Annotated in this window: 17 protein-coding genes; 9 read left to right on the top strand and 8 right to left on the bottom strand. The window is 36.9% G+C overall.

Annotated elements, in window-relative coordinates; translation table 11 throughout:
- Nucleotides 1–96 precede the first annotated feature (96 nt).
- A complete protein-coding gene (locus AC07VK_RS06415) occupies nucleotides 97–1,950 on the top strand; it encodes a DNA topoisomerase 3 (RefSeq protein ID WP_492952202.1) in 1,854 nt (617 codons plus the stop codon).
- A gap of 54 nt (nucleotides 1,951–2,004) precedes the next feature.
- On the opposite strand, the gene AC07VK_RS06420 is transcribed toward AC07VK_RS06415, so the two are convergent.
- From AC07VK_RS06420 to AC07VK_RS06435, 4 genes are all read right to left on the bottom strand, one after another.
- Nucleotides 2,005–3,918 (bottom strand): AAA domain-containing protein, encoded by a 1,914-nt coding sequence (locus tag AC07VK_RS06420; protein WP_492959141.1) that lies wholly within the window; start codon nucleotides 3,916–3,918, stop codon nucleotides 2,005–2,007.
- A gap of 57 nt (nucleotides 3,919–3,975) precedes the next feature.
- On the bottom strand, nucleotides 3,976–4,359 hold the full coding sequence (locus tag AC07VK_RS06425; protein WP_492959143.1) for a DUF3037 domain-containing protein: 384 nt from the start codon (nucleotides 4,357–4,359) through the stop codon (nucleotides 3,976–3,978).
- On the bottom strand, nucleotides 4,337–5,149 hold the full coding sequence (locus AC07VK_RS06430; protein WP_492959145.1) for a HipA family kinase: 813 nt from the start codon (nucleotides 5,147–5,149) through the stop codon (nucleotides 4,337–4,339). The genes AC07VK_RS06425 and AC07VK_RS06430 overlap by 23 nt, the downstream gene beginning before the upstream one ends.
- A gap of 391 nt (nucleotides 5,150–5,540) precedes the next feature.
- A complete protein-coding gene (locus AC07VK_RS06435) occupies nucleotides 5,541–5,729 on the bottom strand; it encodes a hypothetical protein (protein WP_057934571.1) in 189 nt (62 codons plus the stop codon).
- Between the two features lie 111 nt (nucleotides 5,730–5,840).
- Between AC07VK_RS06435 and AC07VK_RS06440 the strand changes: the two genes are divergently transcribed.
- Genes AC07VK_RS06440 through AC07VK_RS06450 form a run of 3 tightly spaced genes read left to right on the top strand, consistent with a single transcriptional unit; the run spans nucleotide 5,841 to nucleotide 7,208 of the window.
- Nucleotides 5,841–6,221: a hypothetical protein gene (locus tag AC07VK_RS06440; protein WP_492952198.1), complete on the top strand. Its 381-nt coding sequence runs from the start codon at nucleotides 5,841–5,843 to the stop codon at nucleotides 6,219–6,221.
- Between the two features lie 44 nt (nucleotides 6,222–6,265).
- A complete protein-coding gene (locus AC07VK_RS06445; RefSeq protein ID WP_492952197.1) occupies nucleotides 6,266–6,469 on the top strand; it encodes a KTSC domain-containing protein in 204 nt (67 codons plus the stop codon).
- Between the two features lies 1 nt (nucleotide 6,470).
- A complete protein-coding gene (locus tag AC07VK_RS06450; RefSeq protein WP_492952196.1) occupies nucleotides 6,471–7,208 on the top strand; it encodes a DNA-formamidopyrimidine glycosylase family protein in 738 nt (245 codons plus the stop codon).
- 198 nt (nucleotides 7,209–7,406) lie between these two features.
- On the opposite strand, the gene idi is transcribed toward AC07VK_RS06450, so the two are convergent.
- From idi to AC07VK_RS06470, 4 genes are all read right to left on the bottom strand, one after another.
- Nucleotides 7,407–7,949 carry an isopentenyl-diphosphate Delta-isomerase gene (idi, locus tag AC07VK_RS06455; RefSeq protein WP_492959147.1) on the bottom strand — a complete coding sequence of 181 codons (543 nt, stop codon included), beginning with the start codon at nucleotides 7,947–7,949 and terminating at the stop codon, nucleotides 7,407–7,409.
- Nucleotides 7,950–8,786: a phytoene/squalene synthase family protein gene (locus AC07VK_RS06460; RefSeq protein WP_492959149.1), complete on the bottom strand. Its 837-nt coding sequence runs from the start codon at nucleotides 8,784–8,786 to the stop codon at nucleotides 7,950–7,952. It lies immediately after the preceding gene.
- On the bottom strand, nucleotides 8,770–9,672 hold the full coding sequence (locus AC07VK_RS06465) for a MerR family transcriptional regulator (protein ID WP_492959151.1): 903 nt from the start codon (nucleotides 9,670–9,672) through the stop codon (nucleotides 8,770–8,772). The genes AC07VK_RS06460 and AC07VK_RS06465 overlap by 17 nt, the downstream gene beginning before the upstream one ends.
- A 175-nt stretch (nucleotides 9,673–9,847) precedes the next feature.
- On the bottom strand, nucleotides 9,848–10,123 hold the full coding sequence (locus tag AC07VK_RS06470; protein ID WP_057934564.1) for a hypothetical protein: 276 nt from the start codon (nucleotides 10,121–10,123) through the stop codon (nucleotides 9,848–9,850).
- 289 nt (nucleotides 10,124–10,412) lie between these two features.
- On the opposite strand from AC07VK_RS06470, the gene AC07VK_RS06475 reads away from it, so the two are divergent.
- From AC07VK_RS06475 to AC07VK_RS06495, 5 genes are all read left to right on the top strand, one after another.
- Nucleotides 10,413–11,153, top strand: a complete 741-nt coding sequence (locus AC07VK_RS06475; RefSeq protein ID WP_492959153.1) for a LytR/AlgR family response regulator transcription factor — start codon at nucleotides 10,413–10,415, stop codon at nucleotides 11,151–11,153.
- Between the two features lie 91 nt (nucleotides 11,154–11,244).
- Nucleotides 11,245–12,324: a sensor histidine kinase gene (locus AC07VK_RS06480; RefSeq protein WP_492959155.1), complete on the top strand. Its 1,080-nt coding sequence runs from the start codon at nucleotides 11,245–11,247 to the stop codon at nucleotides 12,322–12,324.
- 167 nt (nucleotides 12,325–12,491) lie between these two features.
- Entirely contained in the window at nucleotides 12,492–13,250 is a 759-nt protein-coding gene (locus tag AC07VK_RS06485) for a LytR/AlgR family response regulator transcription factor (RefSeq protein WP_492952190.1), read from the top strand.
- 128 nt (nucleotides 13,251–13,378) lie between these two features.
- Nucleotides 13,379–13,732, top strand: a complete 354-nt coding sequence (locus tag AC07VK_RS06490) for a response regulator (protein ID WP_492952380.1) — start codon at nucleotides 13,379–13,381, stop codon at nucleotides 13,730–13,732.
- A gap of 10 nt (nucleotides 13,733–13,742) precedes the next feature.
- Nucleotides 13,743–14,369: a hypothetical protein gene (locus tag AC07VK_RS06495; RefSeq protein ID WP_492959157.1), complete on the top strand. Its 627-nt coding sequence runs from the start codon at nucleotides 13,743–13,745 to the stop codon at nucleotides 14,367–14,369.
- The last annotated feature ends 59 nt before the right edge of the window (nucleotides 14,370–14,428 follow it).

Here is a 14,428-nt window from a genome sequence, read left to right on the forward strand (position 1 = left end):
TTTGCCAAAACGAATGTTAAGTAGCATTGTGAGTAATTTTTTTAATCGGTTGCCAATATTTTAATCATCTTTGGGGTTGAAAAGATAAGCCCATTCATGAAGATTGTAATTGCAGAAAAGCCCTCTGTTGGTCGTGAACTTGCTAAAGTTTTCGGAGCAACCACCAGAAAAGATGGATACATTGAAGGTAAAGGTTATTCTTTTACCTGGGCATTCGGGCATTTATTACAATTGGCTCCACCTCAAGATTACGGCTTTATTGGCTGGAGGAAGCAACATTTACCCATGCTTCCACAGAAGTTTAAACTTGCAGTTAGAAAGATTAAAACAAAAGATGGTTTTGTAGAAGATCCGGCAGTGCGGAAACAATTAGACACCATAAAAAAACTTTTTGATGAGGCGAGCGAAATTATTGTGGCAACGGATGCGGGGCGTGAGGGTGAATTAATTTTCAGGTACATTTATTATTACCTGAAGTGTAAAAAACCTTTCAAACGCCTTTGGATCTCTTCGCAAACAGATGAAGCTATAAAAGATGGATTCAGAAATTTAAAACCTGGAACCGATTACGATACCTTGTTTAATTCGGCTCATTGCCGCTCAGAATCAGACTGGCTGGTGGGAATGAACGCTACACAGGCGCTAAGTATTTCGGCAGGCAACAGAACAGTTCTTTCGTTAGGGCGGGTACAAACGCCTACCCTGGCCATGATCTGCGCCCGCTTTTTGGAGATCAAAAATTTTGTTCCCCAAACCTATTACCAGATCAGTATTTTGCTGACCAAAGATGAGCAGACATTTAAGGCTATATCAACTTCGAATTATAAAGAAAAGGAAGAAGTAGAAAAGTTATTTGCGCTTGTAGAGGATGTGGCTTCTGGCTTTCCAACGGGCGGAAACATTACGGCTGTAGAAGCAAAGCCAAGAAAAGAACCACCTCCGTTATTGCATGACTTAAGCAGTTTACAGCAAGAAGCCAATAAGAAAAAAGGATATACTGCTGATCAGACACTTAATATTTTGCAAAACCTGTACGAGAGTAAATTGGTTTCTTACCCCCGTACCGGATCGCGATACATTGGTGATGATGTTTTTGCAGGCGTTCCAGATTTGATTGCAAAATTCACCGATCATGCTGACTTTGGAAAACAAGCGCAGTTTCTGCAAACCATCACTTTAAATAAGCGAAGTGTTAACGCTAAAAAAGTAACCGACCACCATGCTGTTTTACCAACCGGCGAACAGGCTTATGGGCTAAGTGCAGATAAACAGGCTGTATACGATATGGTTGTTGGCCGTATGATTGAGGCTTTTCACCAGGAATGTATTAAGGAATTAACCAAAATAACCATTCAATCAGGAGTTACTTTTGTGGCTAACGGAACCGTAATCCGCTCTGCAGGCTGGCGAGCTGTTTTTAACGACCCTGAAGATGATAAAAAGGATGAAGACAATGCAGCATTACCAAAGGTTGCTGTTGGAGAACAATTGCCTATAACTGAAAAATCTCTTTTAGAAAAGCAGACTAAACCAAAGCCAATGTACAATGAGGCTTCGTTATTAAAAGCGCTCGAAACATGCGGCAAAGAGATTGAAGATGAAGAATTACGCTACGCCATGAAAGATAGTGGTTTAGGTACGCCGGCAACACGTGCATCCATTATCGAAACGCTAATCACCAGAGAATATATTACAAGGGAAAAGCGAAATCTTGTACCTACCAATAAAGGGCTCGCTGTTTATGAAGTGGTTAAAGATAAACAGATTGCACAGGCTGAACTTACCGGACAATGGGAAAAAAGGTTGGAAGAAATCCGTTCAGGTTCATCCGTAAAAGATTTTAAATCAGAAATTACAGAATATACCAAAACGATTACACACGAACTATTAATTGCAGGGGCCAGTATATCTGGCAAACTCGCAGAAGAAAAGAAACTGGAAAAGGTTTAGTATCAACTTGCATCATATAATGGCAAGCAAATATATGAAGTAACAGTTTTATGGCTATAACTCCATAAATTCCCAGGCGCTGTGGTATGCGTTAAGTTGCTCAGCATACTTTATAAATTCAGCATAAAAATTAGATTTCGATAAAGTAGCGCTATCGCCAATAACCACCAGCTTTTTCCTTGCCCTCGTCATCGCAACATTCATTCTCCTCGTATCTGATAAAAACCCGATACTTCCATCGCCATTACTCCTGGTGAGGCTAATATAAACCACATCACGTTCCTGCCCCTGAAAGCTATCAATGGTATTTACTGCAATTTTATTGCGATATAGATTTAAAATTTCATTTTCCTGAACCAATGCATTTAAAATCTGAACCTGCTGTTTATAAGGGGAGACAATAGCAATAGAAGGAAAATTTTCAGTTAAAGACTGATCTCTAAAATTATTTACTAAATGCGTTAAATGTTTGACCAAAAATGCAGCTTCATTAGGATTGGTTGTACTGGTTCCATCTAATTTTTCGTCGAAACTACAACCTGCCGTATCGATAAATTGAATAGGTTGATCGCCGGCGAACAATAAATGGTCAGCAACCGCGTGATGCGCTATCAACTCGTTTTTGTAAAATACCTGAGACGAATAACCCATAATATCTTTGTTCATCCTGTATTGCTCCTTTAATAATACAACAGACTCTGGATGAAGATTTACTGCTTTCTCAAGTAAAGTATTACTTAAACCATTTTTCGCGGCTTCATTTGATTTTATAGTTGGGGAAAGCTGAAAATGATCGCCAGCCAATATTACTTTCTGTGCTTTTAAAATCGGTATCCAACAGGCAGGTTCCAAAGCCTGGCCAGCTTCATCAATTACAATGGTATTATACTTTAAATTCCGAACGGTATAGTGGTTGGCTCCCACCAGGGTGGCGGTAATAATCTGTGCTTTAGTAAACAGATTATCCATAATGTACTGCTCTGTTTTTTCTACTTCTTTTCCAATTTTATGCGCTTCATCAAACAAGGCCTTACGTTGCTCCCGTTCTGCTTTGCCAAAACTCCGCTTGTATTTGTGGGCCATGTTTTTATACTCGCTGGCTTGTTTTTTTAAGGCCTTAATCGTTTTCATCTCCGGATGATCGGCCATTTGATGATCAAGAGTAGCGGCAAGCAATCTTTCTGAAACCCTTGCCGGATTACCCACACGGATTACTTTTAGCCCTTCAGCTGCTAATTTCTCCGTAAGTAAATCAACAGCGGTATTACTTGGTGCAACCACCAGGATTTTTTGATCGCTGTGTTTAACCAGCGATTTTATAGCATGTACAAGCGTTGTTGTTTTTCCGGTGCCTGGTGGACCATGAACCACAGCCAAATGATCAGCTGAAATAATTTTATTCACGGCTAATTGCTGCGAGTCGTTTAGCGTATTTGGAATGATAAATTTCTCTTCGCCCTGAAATGAAGGTTTTTCTCCTTTCGTTAAAATACGGATCAGTTTATTTTCTGATTCATTTTCGGCTAAGTGCGTAGCCTGTTTAAGGGCGCTCTGCATTTCGTCGTAACTGTTATTATCAAAAAGTAAGTCCACACCGAGTTTGCCATCTCTGGTCCAGTCTGGTAATTCATCCACACGGAAGCTGATTTTCATCCTGCTGCCACTTTGATGATTTATAATCCCCTCTATCCGGTCTTCTTTGGCATCGTGATTAGAAAATAATACCACAGCCGAACCAAAACGGAACTGATGAGAAAAATCCTGATGGGTAGTCCTTTCCAACTCTACAGTTAAATAATCGCCACGGCCTATTTCGGTATTCCTGATTGCAATAGGGTACCAGGTTAAACCCAGTGCCCTCCTATCGGCTGCCGAAGTATTTTCAGTAAGTTTTAAGTAGGATTGTAAGTCTTCATTGCGCTCTGTATCGAGCAAATCCTGAAGCTTTTTGAAATATTCTTTTGGCAAGACTAGATGGGTTAATTGTTTAATTGGTTAATTGACTAATGCAAACTGAAATGTGAACTAAAGAACCAGCTCTTCATGCAGTCTTAGCAAAGTTTCTTCAGCATCATCGCAAAAACCGGGGTGTACTTTTGAGCATTGCACTACAGTACTTCTTGTTGCCGTAAGCCACCTAAAGCGAGAAGCCTGGTCATATTGACCAATGGGGCCTGATCCTTTTGCAGACGTACTTATTCTTTCAAAAGCGCATAAGTTCTCTTTTAGCTCTTCTAAATCTATCTCTGCAGAAAAAGCCTTTATTCTTTTCTCATCCAGTGCAAAAACACTTTTTAGAAATTTTTGCTTGGCACAAAACAGAATAATGCCCACATTAATAAACTCTTCACGTTCTACCCTAGGCATTACGCGAATCACAGCATACTCAAATAAGAATTTCCCTTGCATGCAGTGCTTCTTTTAAAAATATAGTGGAATGAGTTAACCTGGTAGTAAGAAAATGCGTATAGGCATTGCGATGCGCTGCTTTGCTTTCGAAGTTGGTTTCGCCTTCCAACCAGTCATCAGGGATTAAATTAATTACCGCTTCGATCTTTTCAGGGCTAAGAAGTTTGCTAAATTCCTCATTTACGCTTTCCAGTTCAGTGGCCCACGGTAACAATACGTGGTCTTTTACCAAAAAGAAGGGTTTAATAGCCTGTTCTTCCCAGTTCTGCCACGAATGATGAAAATATAATGCAGCACCATGGTCGATTAGCCAAAGTTCCTTATGCCACAGTAACATATTGGTATTTCTGCAGGTACGGTCCATGTTGGTTAAAAAACAATCTAGCCATACAATCTGCGAGGCAAGCTTAGCATCAACGGTAGTTACAGTCGGATCGAATGTTATTGCGCCAGACAAATAGTGTAATGCCAAATTTAAGCCCACGCTGGCTTTTAGCAGATCCTGTATTTCTTCGTCGGGTTCTGTTCTCCCAAAAGCTTCATCTAAATTGGCAAAAACTAATTCGGGCACACGCAAACCTAAATAGCGGGCTATTTCGCCACCAATTAGTTCTGCAATTAAAGCCCGGGTACCCTGTCCTGCCCCTCTAAATTTCAGTACATATAAAAAGTTATCATCAGCCTCAGCAATGGCGGGCATAGACCCACCCTCGCGCAAAGGCGTAACGTATCTGGTTACATTTACCGTTCTAAGTTGTAAATCGTTCATATCTGCAGATAGAATGGCCATTTATTTTATTTAGGCACAATTCTAAACTTGCTGCAAATTTAGCAGAATTCCAACAATAAATTGGTCAAAGTTTAGTCGTAAAGATTGAATGTAATCAAATCAGTTGGCGCATTTCTTGCCAAGAAAACACAGAATGGATTGTGAGATGGCACAGGAAAAGACGTAGTAGCAAAAACAGGAGTAAGCTAAACCAGACCATAGTGAAATGCCGCGATTCTTCATCGGGGCAGAAACGGGGGCGGGACTATCTTAAGCGAAGAACCACTCCAATTGCTTTCCAAATCATAACTAATGTGTAACTTATTCTGACTCTCTCCTTTGCACAAGTGAGACACAGAATTTTTGCCACCCATGTTAAACTTCATCAGTTTACTGAATTCTGTAAACCCAGTTAATCATGCCCCAAATAAGCATTTCCGGCAGGCGTCATAGCAGACGACCATTGTACCGATTCGCGGTTAATTTTAATCAGGCCCATGCTTTCTAATTCTTCATATTCTTCTTCCATCCCACCTAAAACCGAAGAACTAACCTGTTGATTGATTACCTCAAGTAGAGATATGATTTCTGATCTTTCCATAAAACAAATAATTAGATATATTTTAATTAACATAAATATAATCAAAATGTTTATCGCTTAATAAACATTTTCAAGGCTTTAAGGTTGTATTTATACCCTGATTTAATTACTATGAATGTACCCATTTATTACCTCTTCGTTATGGCTTTGCCAGTAGCTTGCATAGCCTGGACAGTTACTAAAGAAGAAATCTTCAAAGAAGCGCGTGAATTCTGTGTAAACCGTTCTAAAAACTGCGGTCAACTCGTAAAAAGAAAGTTCTTTTATGTGTTCACCTGCGAATACTGCTTTAGTCATTATGTAACCGCGATTCTACTTTTTATCACCAAATTCACTTTACTTTATCCCGACTGGCGTGGTTATATTATTTCTTTCTTTTCGATAGTATGGATGGCAAATGTTTATATGAGCTTATATAACATTATCCGTATCGATCTGAAAAAGGAAAAGATTAAAGCTCAGCGAGAAGAATCAGCACTCAAAAGCGATTGAAACCATTTGTAATGGCAGCTGTTTTTAAGCTATAATCCAATATTATGCCATCATCCGTAATCAAATATTTTAGTTATGATGCAGCTACAGAAACATTGAAAATCTTCTTTGTAACCGATATGGTTTATCTATATAAAAATGTTCCCGAAAAAATTTACAAGATGTTAAAGGCTTCCGGATCGAAAGGAAGATATTTTAACCGTCACATTAAGGATAAATTTAAATTCCAGAAACTAGAGGAAGAATAATATGCCCGAAGGTCCATCAATAGTAATATTAAAAGATTTAATCAAAGCGCTCCATTTGGGTAAACCGGAAGTATTGGAAGTAGCAGGCCATGCAAAAAATTTCGACAAGGATAGATTGCTCCATGAAAAGATCCAGGATTTTAAGAGTTGGGGTAAACATTTTCTGATCTGTTTTAACGATTTCACAATCCGTATCCATTTTATGCTATTTGGCAGTTATTTAATTAATGAGCGTAAAAAAGCGCCATTAAAATTGGGGCTGATCTTTAAAAAAGATGAATTAAACTTTTATACCTGCAAAGTTGACCTCCTGGAAGGAAACGTTAAAAAACATTACAACTGGGAAAACGATGTAATGGCTGATGAGTGGGACAGCAGTGCAGCTATTAAAAAGTTAAAAGAAAAACCCCAAGCGCTGGTTTGCGACGTATTGCTGGATCAGCAGATTTTTAGTGGAGTGGGTAATATTATTAAAAACGAGGTCTTATACCGTACCCGTATACATCCCTTAACTACAATTGAAAATTTACCACTTGTAAAATTAAAGGCATTGGTTAAGGAAGCCAGAAACTATAGTTTTGATTTTTTAAAATGGAAAAATGAAAATACATTAAGTAGGCATTGGGAAGTCTACAGTCAGAAAGCGTGCCCACTTAAACATAAGATAGAGAAAAAGGAGCTCGGCAAAACACACCGGCAAACATATTTCTGTAAAAAATGCCAAAAACGATATGCCTAGCTAAAAAATATTTTTCGGGCTCAAAATTCCAGTCAGAAATATAAAACACTAAATGTTAACCGGTTAAATTATAGTCCAGCTTTTACCAAAACAGCAAACTATAATCTTAAAGTAAAAGAAATGTTAAATCCTTAGGAATTTTCTAAACTGTTCCTATATTTGTCCCCGAGAGCGTTAATTTAGATACGGGTATATGGCTTAGGCTGTATGCCCGTTTTTTGTTTTAGCCGTTGATGCATGCGCGACAACTTTATCCAGGCAAATTCTTAACCATGGCGTATAGGCAGTCGGATTAACCGCTATATCCTGTGCTAAGGTCTCTAAATCCATATATTTAAAAGTTTCTACTTCATCATGATTAATAGCTGGTATTTCATCACTCATACCGAAAAAAACATGATCAACCTCGTGTTCCGTTAACCCATCTTCAAATATTGCCTTGTAGGTAAATTTAAACAGATAGTTTAACTCACAGTCCATCCCCATTTCTTCCATCAATCTCCTTTTTGCTGCATGGATATTACTTTCTCCAATCCGCGGATGACTGCAACAGGTATTCGTCCATAAACCTGCAGAATGATATTTGCTCATTGCCCTCTGCTGCAGTAATAGTTCACGTTTAGAATTAAAAATAAAAACAGAAAAGGCCCGGTGCAACACACCTTTTTCGTGTGCTTCCATTTTATCCATCTGTCCTTTCGGCACATCCTCCTCATCAACCAGAATAACTTGTTCTTCCATTTAAATTACATTTAACTTATTACGGATAATAGAACCAAACATCAAACTAACCTTACGGGTGTTCGAAATTCTTATCCTTTCAGTCATAACTTTTTCAGCACTTAAACGCTTTATCTTAGCAAATAATTTTTTATAATAGATATAAGACAAATATACGCCATTTCTGGATGCTGTGGGCAACTGCTTAATGCCAGTTAATGCCATTGCAAATTCTGCTTCAATTTCTGCTTCGATTTCTTTTTTTTGATGATCGCAGAATAGGGCTAAATTAACATTGGGAAAATAATTTCGACTAAGTGTTTGATGATCAGCCTTCACATCCCTCAAAAAATTAACCTTCTGAAATGCAGAGCCCAATTTCATGGCATAAGGCTTCAATTGTTCGTAATCTGCATCGCTGCCATTGGTAAAAACCTTTAAACACATTAAACCTACCACTTCTGCGGAGCCTAAAATATATTCGTTGTAAAGTTCCGGTGTATATTCTTGCGTAGAAAGATCCATCTCCATACTCCTCAGAAAAAGAACAATCAGTTCCTGATCTATCTGGTATTGATTTACAACCCTTTGGAATGAATTTAAAATAGGGTTTAAACTAATGCCGAGGGTAATGGCTTCGAAAGTATCCTTCTTAAATTTTTCTAATAAAAAATTCTTGTCATAGTGATGGAAACTATCTACAATTTCATCTGCTAAACGTACAAAGCCATAAATGGAGTGTATGGGTTGACGCAGTTCTTTACCAAGAAAATAAATACCATAAGAAAAGCTGGTACTATATAACTTAGTGGTAAGCCGGCTACAATTGGCAGATAGTTGATCAAAAATTTCTTTCATGTAAAAAAGGGTATTGTATTATTTTTTCAAATTCATCGAGCGTTTTAAACCAGTTGATGTGATCGATATCGTTTAGTTTACCGATAACCTCACTATTTCCCGCAAGATGGATCTTGGCTGATGAGCATATTTCAGACAATTGATCTATGTATTTTTGTGCGGCAGGTTCCAATCTCGACTTTGTCATAAAAAGCAAAACATGACCTACATTTAATGTAGAAAATATTCGCTTGATCGAATCCAACGGAACTTTGCTGCCTAAGAAAATAACTTGATGATGATGCATCCTCAACATATAACTGGCGAAAAGCAGCCCAATATCATGATCCTCATCTTCCGGTAAAAAAAGAAGCCAACTTTCGCCGGTATGACTTGTTAAAGGAAGATTATTGATATGTGTAAATATTTTTTGACGGATAATATTTGATAAAAAATGCTCGTGTGCAGGGCAAATATCGTCTTTTCGCCACATTAGTCCCAAACGGACCAATAATGGATACATTATGTTCCGGTAGCAGTCAGAAAGTCCCAACCGATCAATGCTTTCATCAATTAAATGATTAAATGAGCGCTCATCAAAAGCCAAACCATGCCTAATAAGTTGGGAAACATAATCTGCCCGCTCATCATCAGTGGGATATGAAAACTGTTGGTCGAGAAGTTTATCAATCGCTTCATCAGAAAGGCTGCAGATTTTAGAAATTTTTAAACCGCTTTTATTTAAGCTAACGATGTTTAATAATCTTCGGAGCTGCGTATCATCATATAAACGCGTATTGCCTTGAGATCGCATCGGACTCAGTGCATTGTAACGCTGCTCCCAGATCCTGATGGTATGAGAATGGATGCCCGAAAGCTGTTCAAGATCTGAAATGGAATAAATCATTTTTTTGTTTAAATATATTCAATAAAATTTAAACAAAAAGAAGAAAAAAAAGTTTTTACTAAAATGCTATAAATGCATCGTCTAATATTGTAGGCATTGTAATGAATGAGTTCTCATGAAATACCCGCTAAACACAGTAAATTTCAACTACTGATCAGCGGCACAAAGTAGCCGGTTAAAATACCTTTTCGGTAAGTAGTACACCTCTTTCACCATTACCAGTTTCTATAGTATGTACATTTTTATAAGAATGGCTAAAGAAATCGTAGCCATGTTCCCTTTGTTTAATAGCAACCGTACTTAGCGGATAGCTTAAATTAGTTTGCATGCAGTGTAAACTTCCGTTAGCCAGTAGCAGAAAATCACAGTCATAACCTTGCTCCTGCAGTTCAATAACCTTTTTAGTAATAGACACGTTTAATCTATTGGCGGTGCGGATTCTATTTTTCATGGGATATTGTTTTAGGTAATTAGGGATGATTATTTTGGTTATTAAATATATCTATTAATAACTACGATTCAAAATACAATATATTGTTATACAAGCAATTAAATCAATTTGTTTTATTCATTTTGTAAAAAGCTTCATCATCGATTTTTGCACCCCTATATTTCTTTCATAAAAAAACATAGGCGTATCATATTTACTACAAAAACCAACGAAATCACATTACAGACCTAAAATAATTTCGATATTTAAAAAGCATCCTATAATTTCGCTTAACCTTAAAACATACCTAATGAAATTAACCTGTATCGTAATTGATGACGACATTCACGCCGTCAACGGTATCAAATCATACATCAATCATCTCGCAAACATTCATTTAATAAACTCGTATACAGATCCGCTACAGGCATTAAACGAAATTACCGCAGGAGATCAGGTTGACATTGTTTTTATAGATGTTGATATGCCTATGATCTCGGGATTAGAATTATCAAAAGCAATCAGGCATAAAACAGAGAAACTAATTTTTACTACTTCGCATTCTAAGTATGCCTATGAAGCTTTTGAAATGAATGCAAGCGCTTATTTATTAAAACCATATACCTTTGCCCGTTTTGCGGAGACCATAAACAGGTTATTTCCCATTAGCCCCAGCTTACCAAATGTTAGTATTAAACAAGAAGATGATTATTTCTTTGTAAGGAATAAAAATGAGAAGAACAGCTTAATTAAAGTTAGATATACAGATATTGTTGCGATAGAAAGCCTGCAAAACTATGTCCGGATTTTCACCCTAAACGAAACCATTGTATCATACATTGCACTATCAGAGATAAAGATCATTTTAAAAGATTATCAGAATTTTGCCCAGGCACACCGCTCATTTATTATTGCTAAAAATTACATTGAAAAAGTAGAGGGCAATACCCTAAAAATGATCAATGATCTAACCATCAACATTGGAAATAGTTACCGTGAGAGCATACAGGACTACATAAAAGAGAAAACGATTAAAACTAACCGCTCTTAAACTAATTTTTTAGTATTTTCGTTAACTAAACAATTAAACGCTTATGGCTTTATTGTTTAGGATATATAGCCGTTCCTCAATTAACTAGCCAATGACATTTATCGCTAAAAAAAACAAATTACACAAAATTTCAGCCTGGTTTTCCGACAAAAGACTTCATATTTTAGGGTGGACCATATTCATATTTTACGAGGCCATAATCATCGGCATTTTCGTTGGCAGATTTTCTACATTGAGCACTTATGTAATTTTTTATAGCTTAAACATCGCTACATTTTATTTCCACGCGCATGTGGTTTTGGCTTTTGCCCTGAAAAGAATTAATGAAAGATGGTGGAAGTTACCGCTGTTTATTTTACTCGAACTGGGTGCTTATTTAATATTAACGGTTTGTTTAGATTACATTGTAATTAATTATACAGATTATAATGGCCCTATTAAACTGATATTTAATGCAGCCTTTTTTGCTGCGCCGATTTACCGTGCTATATATTTTATGTGTTTTGCCACCAGTTATTATTTTCTCCTTAATTTTCTCGAAGAACGGAAAAAGATTGAAGACCTGGAGAAACAACGGCTAAATAACATTATCCAAATAGCTAAATCAGAAAATGCCTTTTTAAAGGCGCAGATACAACCTCATCTGTTATTTAATACTTTAGATTTTATTTATCAAAACGCTAAAGATTCTTCTCCGGTTGCCGCAGAAGCCATTCATTCTCTGGCTGAGATGATGCGCTATTCGGTTGATGGCAACCAAGATAAAGAGTTTATTTTGCTTGATGAGGAGATTAATCAGGTAGAAAACCTCATCAATCTGCATCAGCTCCGCAAGGATCACCAGGTTCAGCTCCGTTTTTGGTACGATGATGAAATTCGTAATGTTAAAATCATTCCTTTGGTGCTAACCATTTTGGTAGAGAACATGTTTAAACATGGCGAACTGCTTACAGCATTACATCCTGCTGAAGTGAATTTGAGCCTCAAAGATGGTCAGCTTATAATAGAAACCTCAAACTTAATAAAAGCAATTAAAGATAACTCAGGCTTAAGCTCTGGAATGGAAAATATAAAGAAGCGTTTAGCCTACACCTATGGCAATAATGCAGAATTCAGTTATTTTACTGATTCAGATCAGTATTTCAGAGTAATGCTGGTTATTAAAATTTAAATAAGAAAAATCTGATTTAATAATTTTAGTTTAAAATTTCAAATTACACTATAATCTCCAAAGAAAAGCCGATTTTCCTTGCCGAATACATAAAAATCCGTTTCGAATGTGTTTTTTTTTCATTTTAATGGTTGAAATTGTAATTTGCATCAACTAAACTATAAAAAATGTCAATAAGTTGTATCGCTATTGATGATGACCCTCATTCCCTGGAGAGCTTAATAGCATATATGGAAAAGCTGCCTGATTTAAAGCTTATCCAAACTTTTACTGAACCGCTCAAAGCCCTAGCAGAAATATCGGTATCTAATCCTGTCGACATTATTTTTATGGATGTAGAAATGCCTTCGCTTTCCGGAATCGAATTGGCAACTCTATTAAGGCAAAAAACAAAACACCTGGTTTTTACTACGGCGCACCCAAGGTATGCCATTGATGCTTTTAAAGTTGATGCGGATGCTTATTTGCTTAAGCCCTACTCTATTTTACATTTTACCAAAACAATAAATAACCTCTACCCAACGGGAAAAAAAGCACAACATTCTTTTTACGCGTTCGAAGATCATTTCTTTTACATCCCTTTACAAGGAGAAAATGCTGATTTGGTAAGAATAGATCTGGATGAATTGGTTGCCGTAGAAGAAATGGGAGAAGATATTCAGTTTAAAACAACAAAAAATGCTTTTCTAAGTTCAAAATCTAATTTTACCAAGACTTTGAAAATGTTAAAAAAACATTCGGCGTTTATCCAGGTTAACCCTACTGTTGTTATTGCAAAACAGCATATCAAAAGTGTACTCGGTAATAAAATACTGCTTTCTGGCGAAACATCCTTTACTGTTTCGGGTACATATATAGAACTTTTCGCAAATTTTATTAAAAACAATTTGCTTCAGGAAAAGCCCCGTCCCGGCACCATAATGTAGCCTTTAATATTTCGGGCATCAGCATCTCGAATTAATTTTTAATGCACAATCAAAACATTAGGTCTAAAACTTTGTATTAGGATAATCTATTTTATTATTAATTAACTGATTTATCCGTTTTGAAAAGAGTGTTGGTTGTGGATGATGATCCAGATGTATTAGAAGTTTTCCAGGATGTATTAGAAACAGAACATTATAATGTTTATCCGCTACTATCTCCACGGCATATTTTTAAAACAATAAGAGATTTTAGTCCCGATCTGATTATCCTCGATATTATGTTAAATGGAATGGATGGACGTGCTGTGTTTAAAGAGCTAAGGTTAAACCCTGAAACAGCGCGTATCCCCATCATTATGGCTTCGGCGAGGTACGATGAAAATTATATTACATCGCAAAAATATCATCCCGATGATTATTTAGAAAAACCCTTTAATATGGCAGATTTGCTCCAAAAAGTAAGTGCATTAACCAAAAATTAAAAAGTCAGATATGAAATTAAAATTACCATTATCTCTTCTGTTGTTATGTGCAGCAGTATCAATCAATGTAAAAGCACAAAGCAGACCAGATAAACTCTATTCCATGAGTGGAATTGGCTTTGCATTCCCAATGGGCGAAACTTCTGATTATTTTAAGCCGAAATTTTCAACATCACTCGGTTTAAACTTGGGTTTGGGCGACGGTGGTTTGTTCTTGTACCCCAAGGCAAGTTTACATGCTTTTACCTTTAACCAGATAACACCAGATGCGGGCTATACTTATACCTTACAAAAAGGCCGGGCCACCACCTACTTGCTAAATGTTGCTTTAGGATACCGTAAAATTGTAAACAAATGGGCTTTTTATGGTTTCGCAGGTGCTGGTGGCGGTTTTATCCTTACGCCTCAGGCTAGCGTAAATTCGACAACGCTGCAGGTTACCCAAGATAATAAATCAAATGGTTTGGGTATTGCCGAAGGTGGGGCCGGTATCGAATATAATATTGGCGGCGCCAATTTATTTGTAGAGGCGAGTTACATGTATGGCTTTAGTAAAATCCAGAACAGGGTTTTTAATACCGTGCCAATTTCTATCGGCATTAAACCTAATTTAAGCAAACTATTAAATAAACTTTAAATATTTGCATACAAAATTCCAGAGCGGTTACGTTAAATACATAACCGCTTTTTTATGCT

It is taken from the genome of Pedobacter sp. GW821-FHT01D05, from assembly GCF_059422505.1.

Coding starts and splice junctions, on each gene's coding strand:
- AC07VK_RS06415 (WP_492952202.1), top strand. CDS start 97: ATGAAGATTGTAATTGCAGAAAAGCCCTCTGTTGGTCGTGAACTTGCT.
- AC07VK_RS06425 (WP_492959143.1), bottom strand. CDS start 4,359: ATGCAAGGGAAATTCTTATTTGAGTATGCTGTGATTCGCGTAATGCCT.
- AC07VK_RS06430 (WP_492959145.1), bottom strand. CDS start 5,149: ATGGCCATTCTATCTGCAGATATGAACGATTTACAACTTAGAACGGTA.
- AC07VK_RS06435 (WP_057934571.1), bottom strand. CDS start 5,729: ATGGAAAGATCAGAAATCATATCTCTACTTGAGGTAATCAATCAACAG.
- AC07VK_RS06440 (WP_492952198.1), top strand. CDS start 5,841: ATGAATGTACCCATTTATTACCTCTTCGTTATGGCTTTGCCAGTAGCT.
- AC07VK_RS06445 (WP_492952197.1), top strand. CDS start 6,266: ATGCCATCATCCGTAATCAAATATTTTAGTTATGATGCAGCTACAGAA.
- AC07VK_RS06450 (WP_492952196.1), top strand. CDS start 6,471: ATGCCCGAAGGTCCATCAATAGTAATATTAAAAGATTTAATCAAAGCG.
- idi (WP_492959147.1), bottom strand. CDS start 7,949: ATGGAAGAACAAGTTATTCTGGTTGATGAGGAGGATGTGCCGAAAGGA.
- AC07VK_RS06460 (WP_492959149.1), bottom strand. CDS start 8,786: ATGAAAGAAATTTTTGATCAACTATCTGCCAATTGTAGCCGGCTTACC.
- AC07VK_RS06465 (WP_492959151.1), bottom strand. CDS start 9,672: ATGATTTATTCCATTTCAGATCTTGAACAGCTTTCGGGCATCCATTCT.
- AC07VK_RS06470 (WP_057934564.1), bottom strand. CDS start 10,123: ATGAAAAATAGAATCCGCACCGCCAATAGATTAAACGTGTCTATTACT.
- AC07VK_RS06475 (WP_492959153.1), top strand. CDS start 10,413: ATGAAATTAACCTGTATCGTAATTGATGACGACATTCACGCCGTCAAC.
- AC07VK_RS06480 (WP_492959155.1), top strand. CDS start 11,245: ATGACATTTATCGCTAAAAAAAACAAATTACACAAAATTTCAGCCTGG.
- AC07VK_RS06485 (WP_492952190.1), top strand. CDS start 12,492: ATGTCAATAAGTTGTATCGCTATTGATGATGACCCTCATTCCCTGGAG.
- AC07VK_RS06495 (WP_492959157.1), top strand. CDS start 13,743: ATGAAATTAAAATTACCATTATCTCTTCTGTTGTTATGTGCAGCAGTA.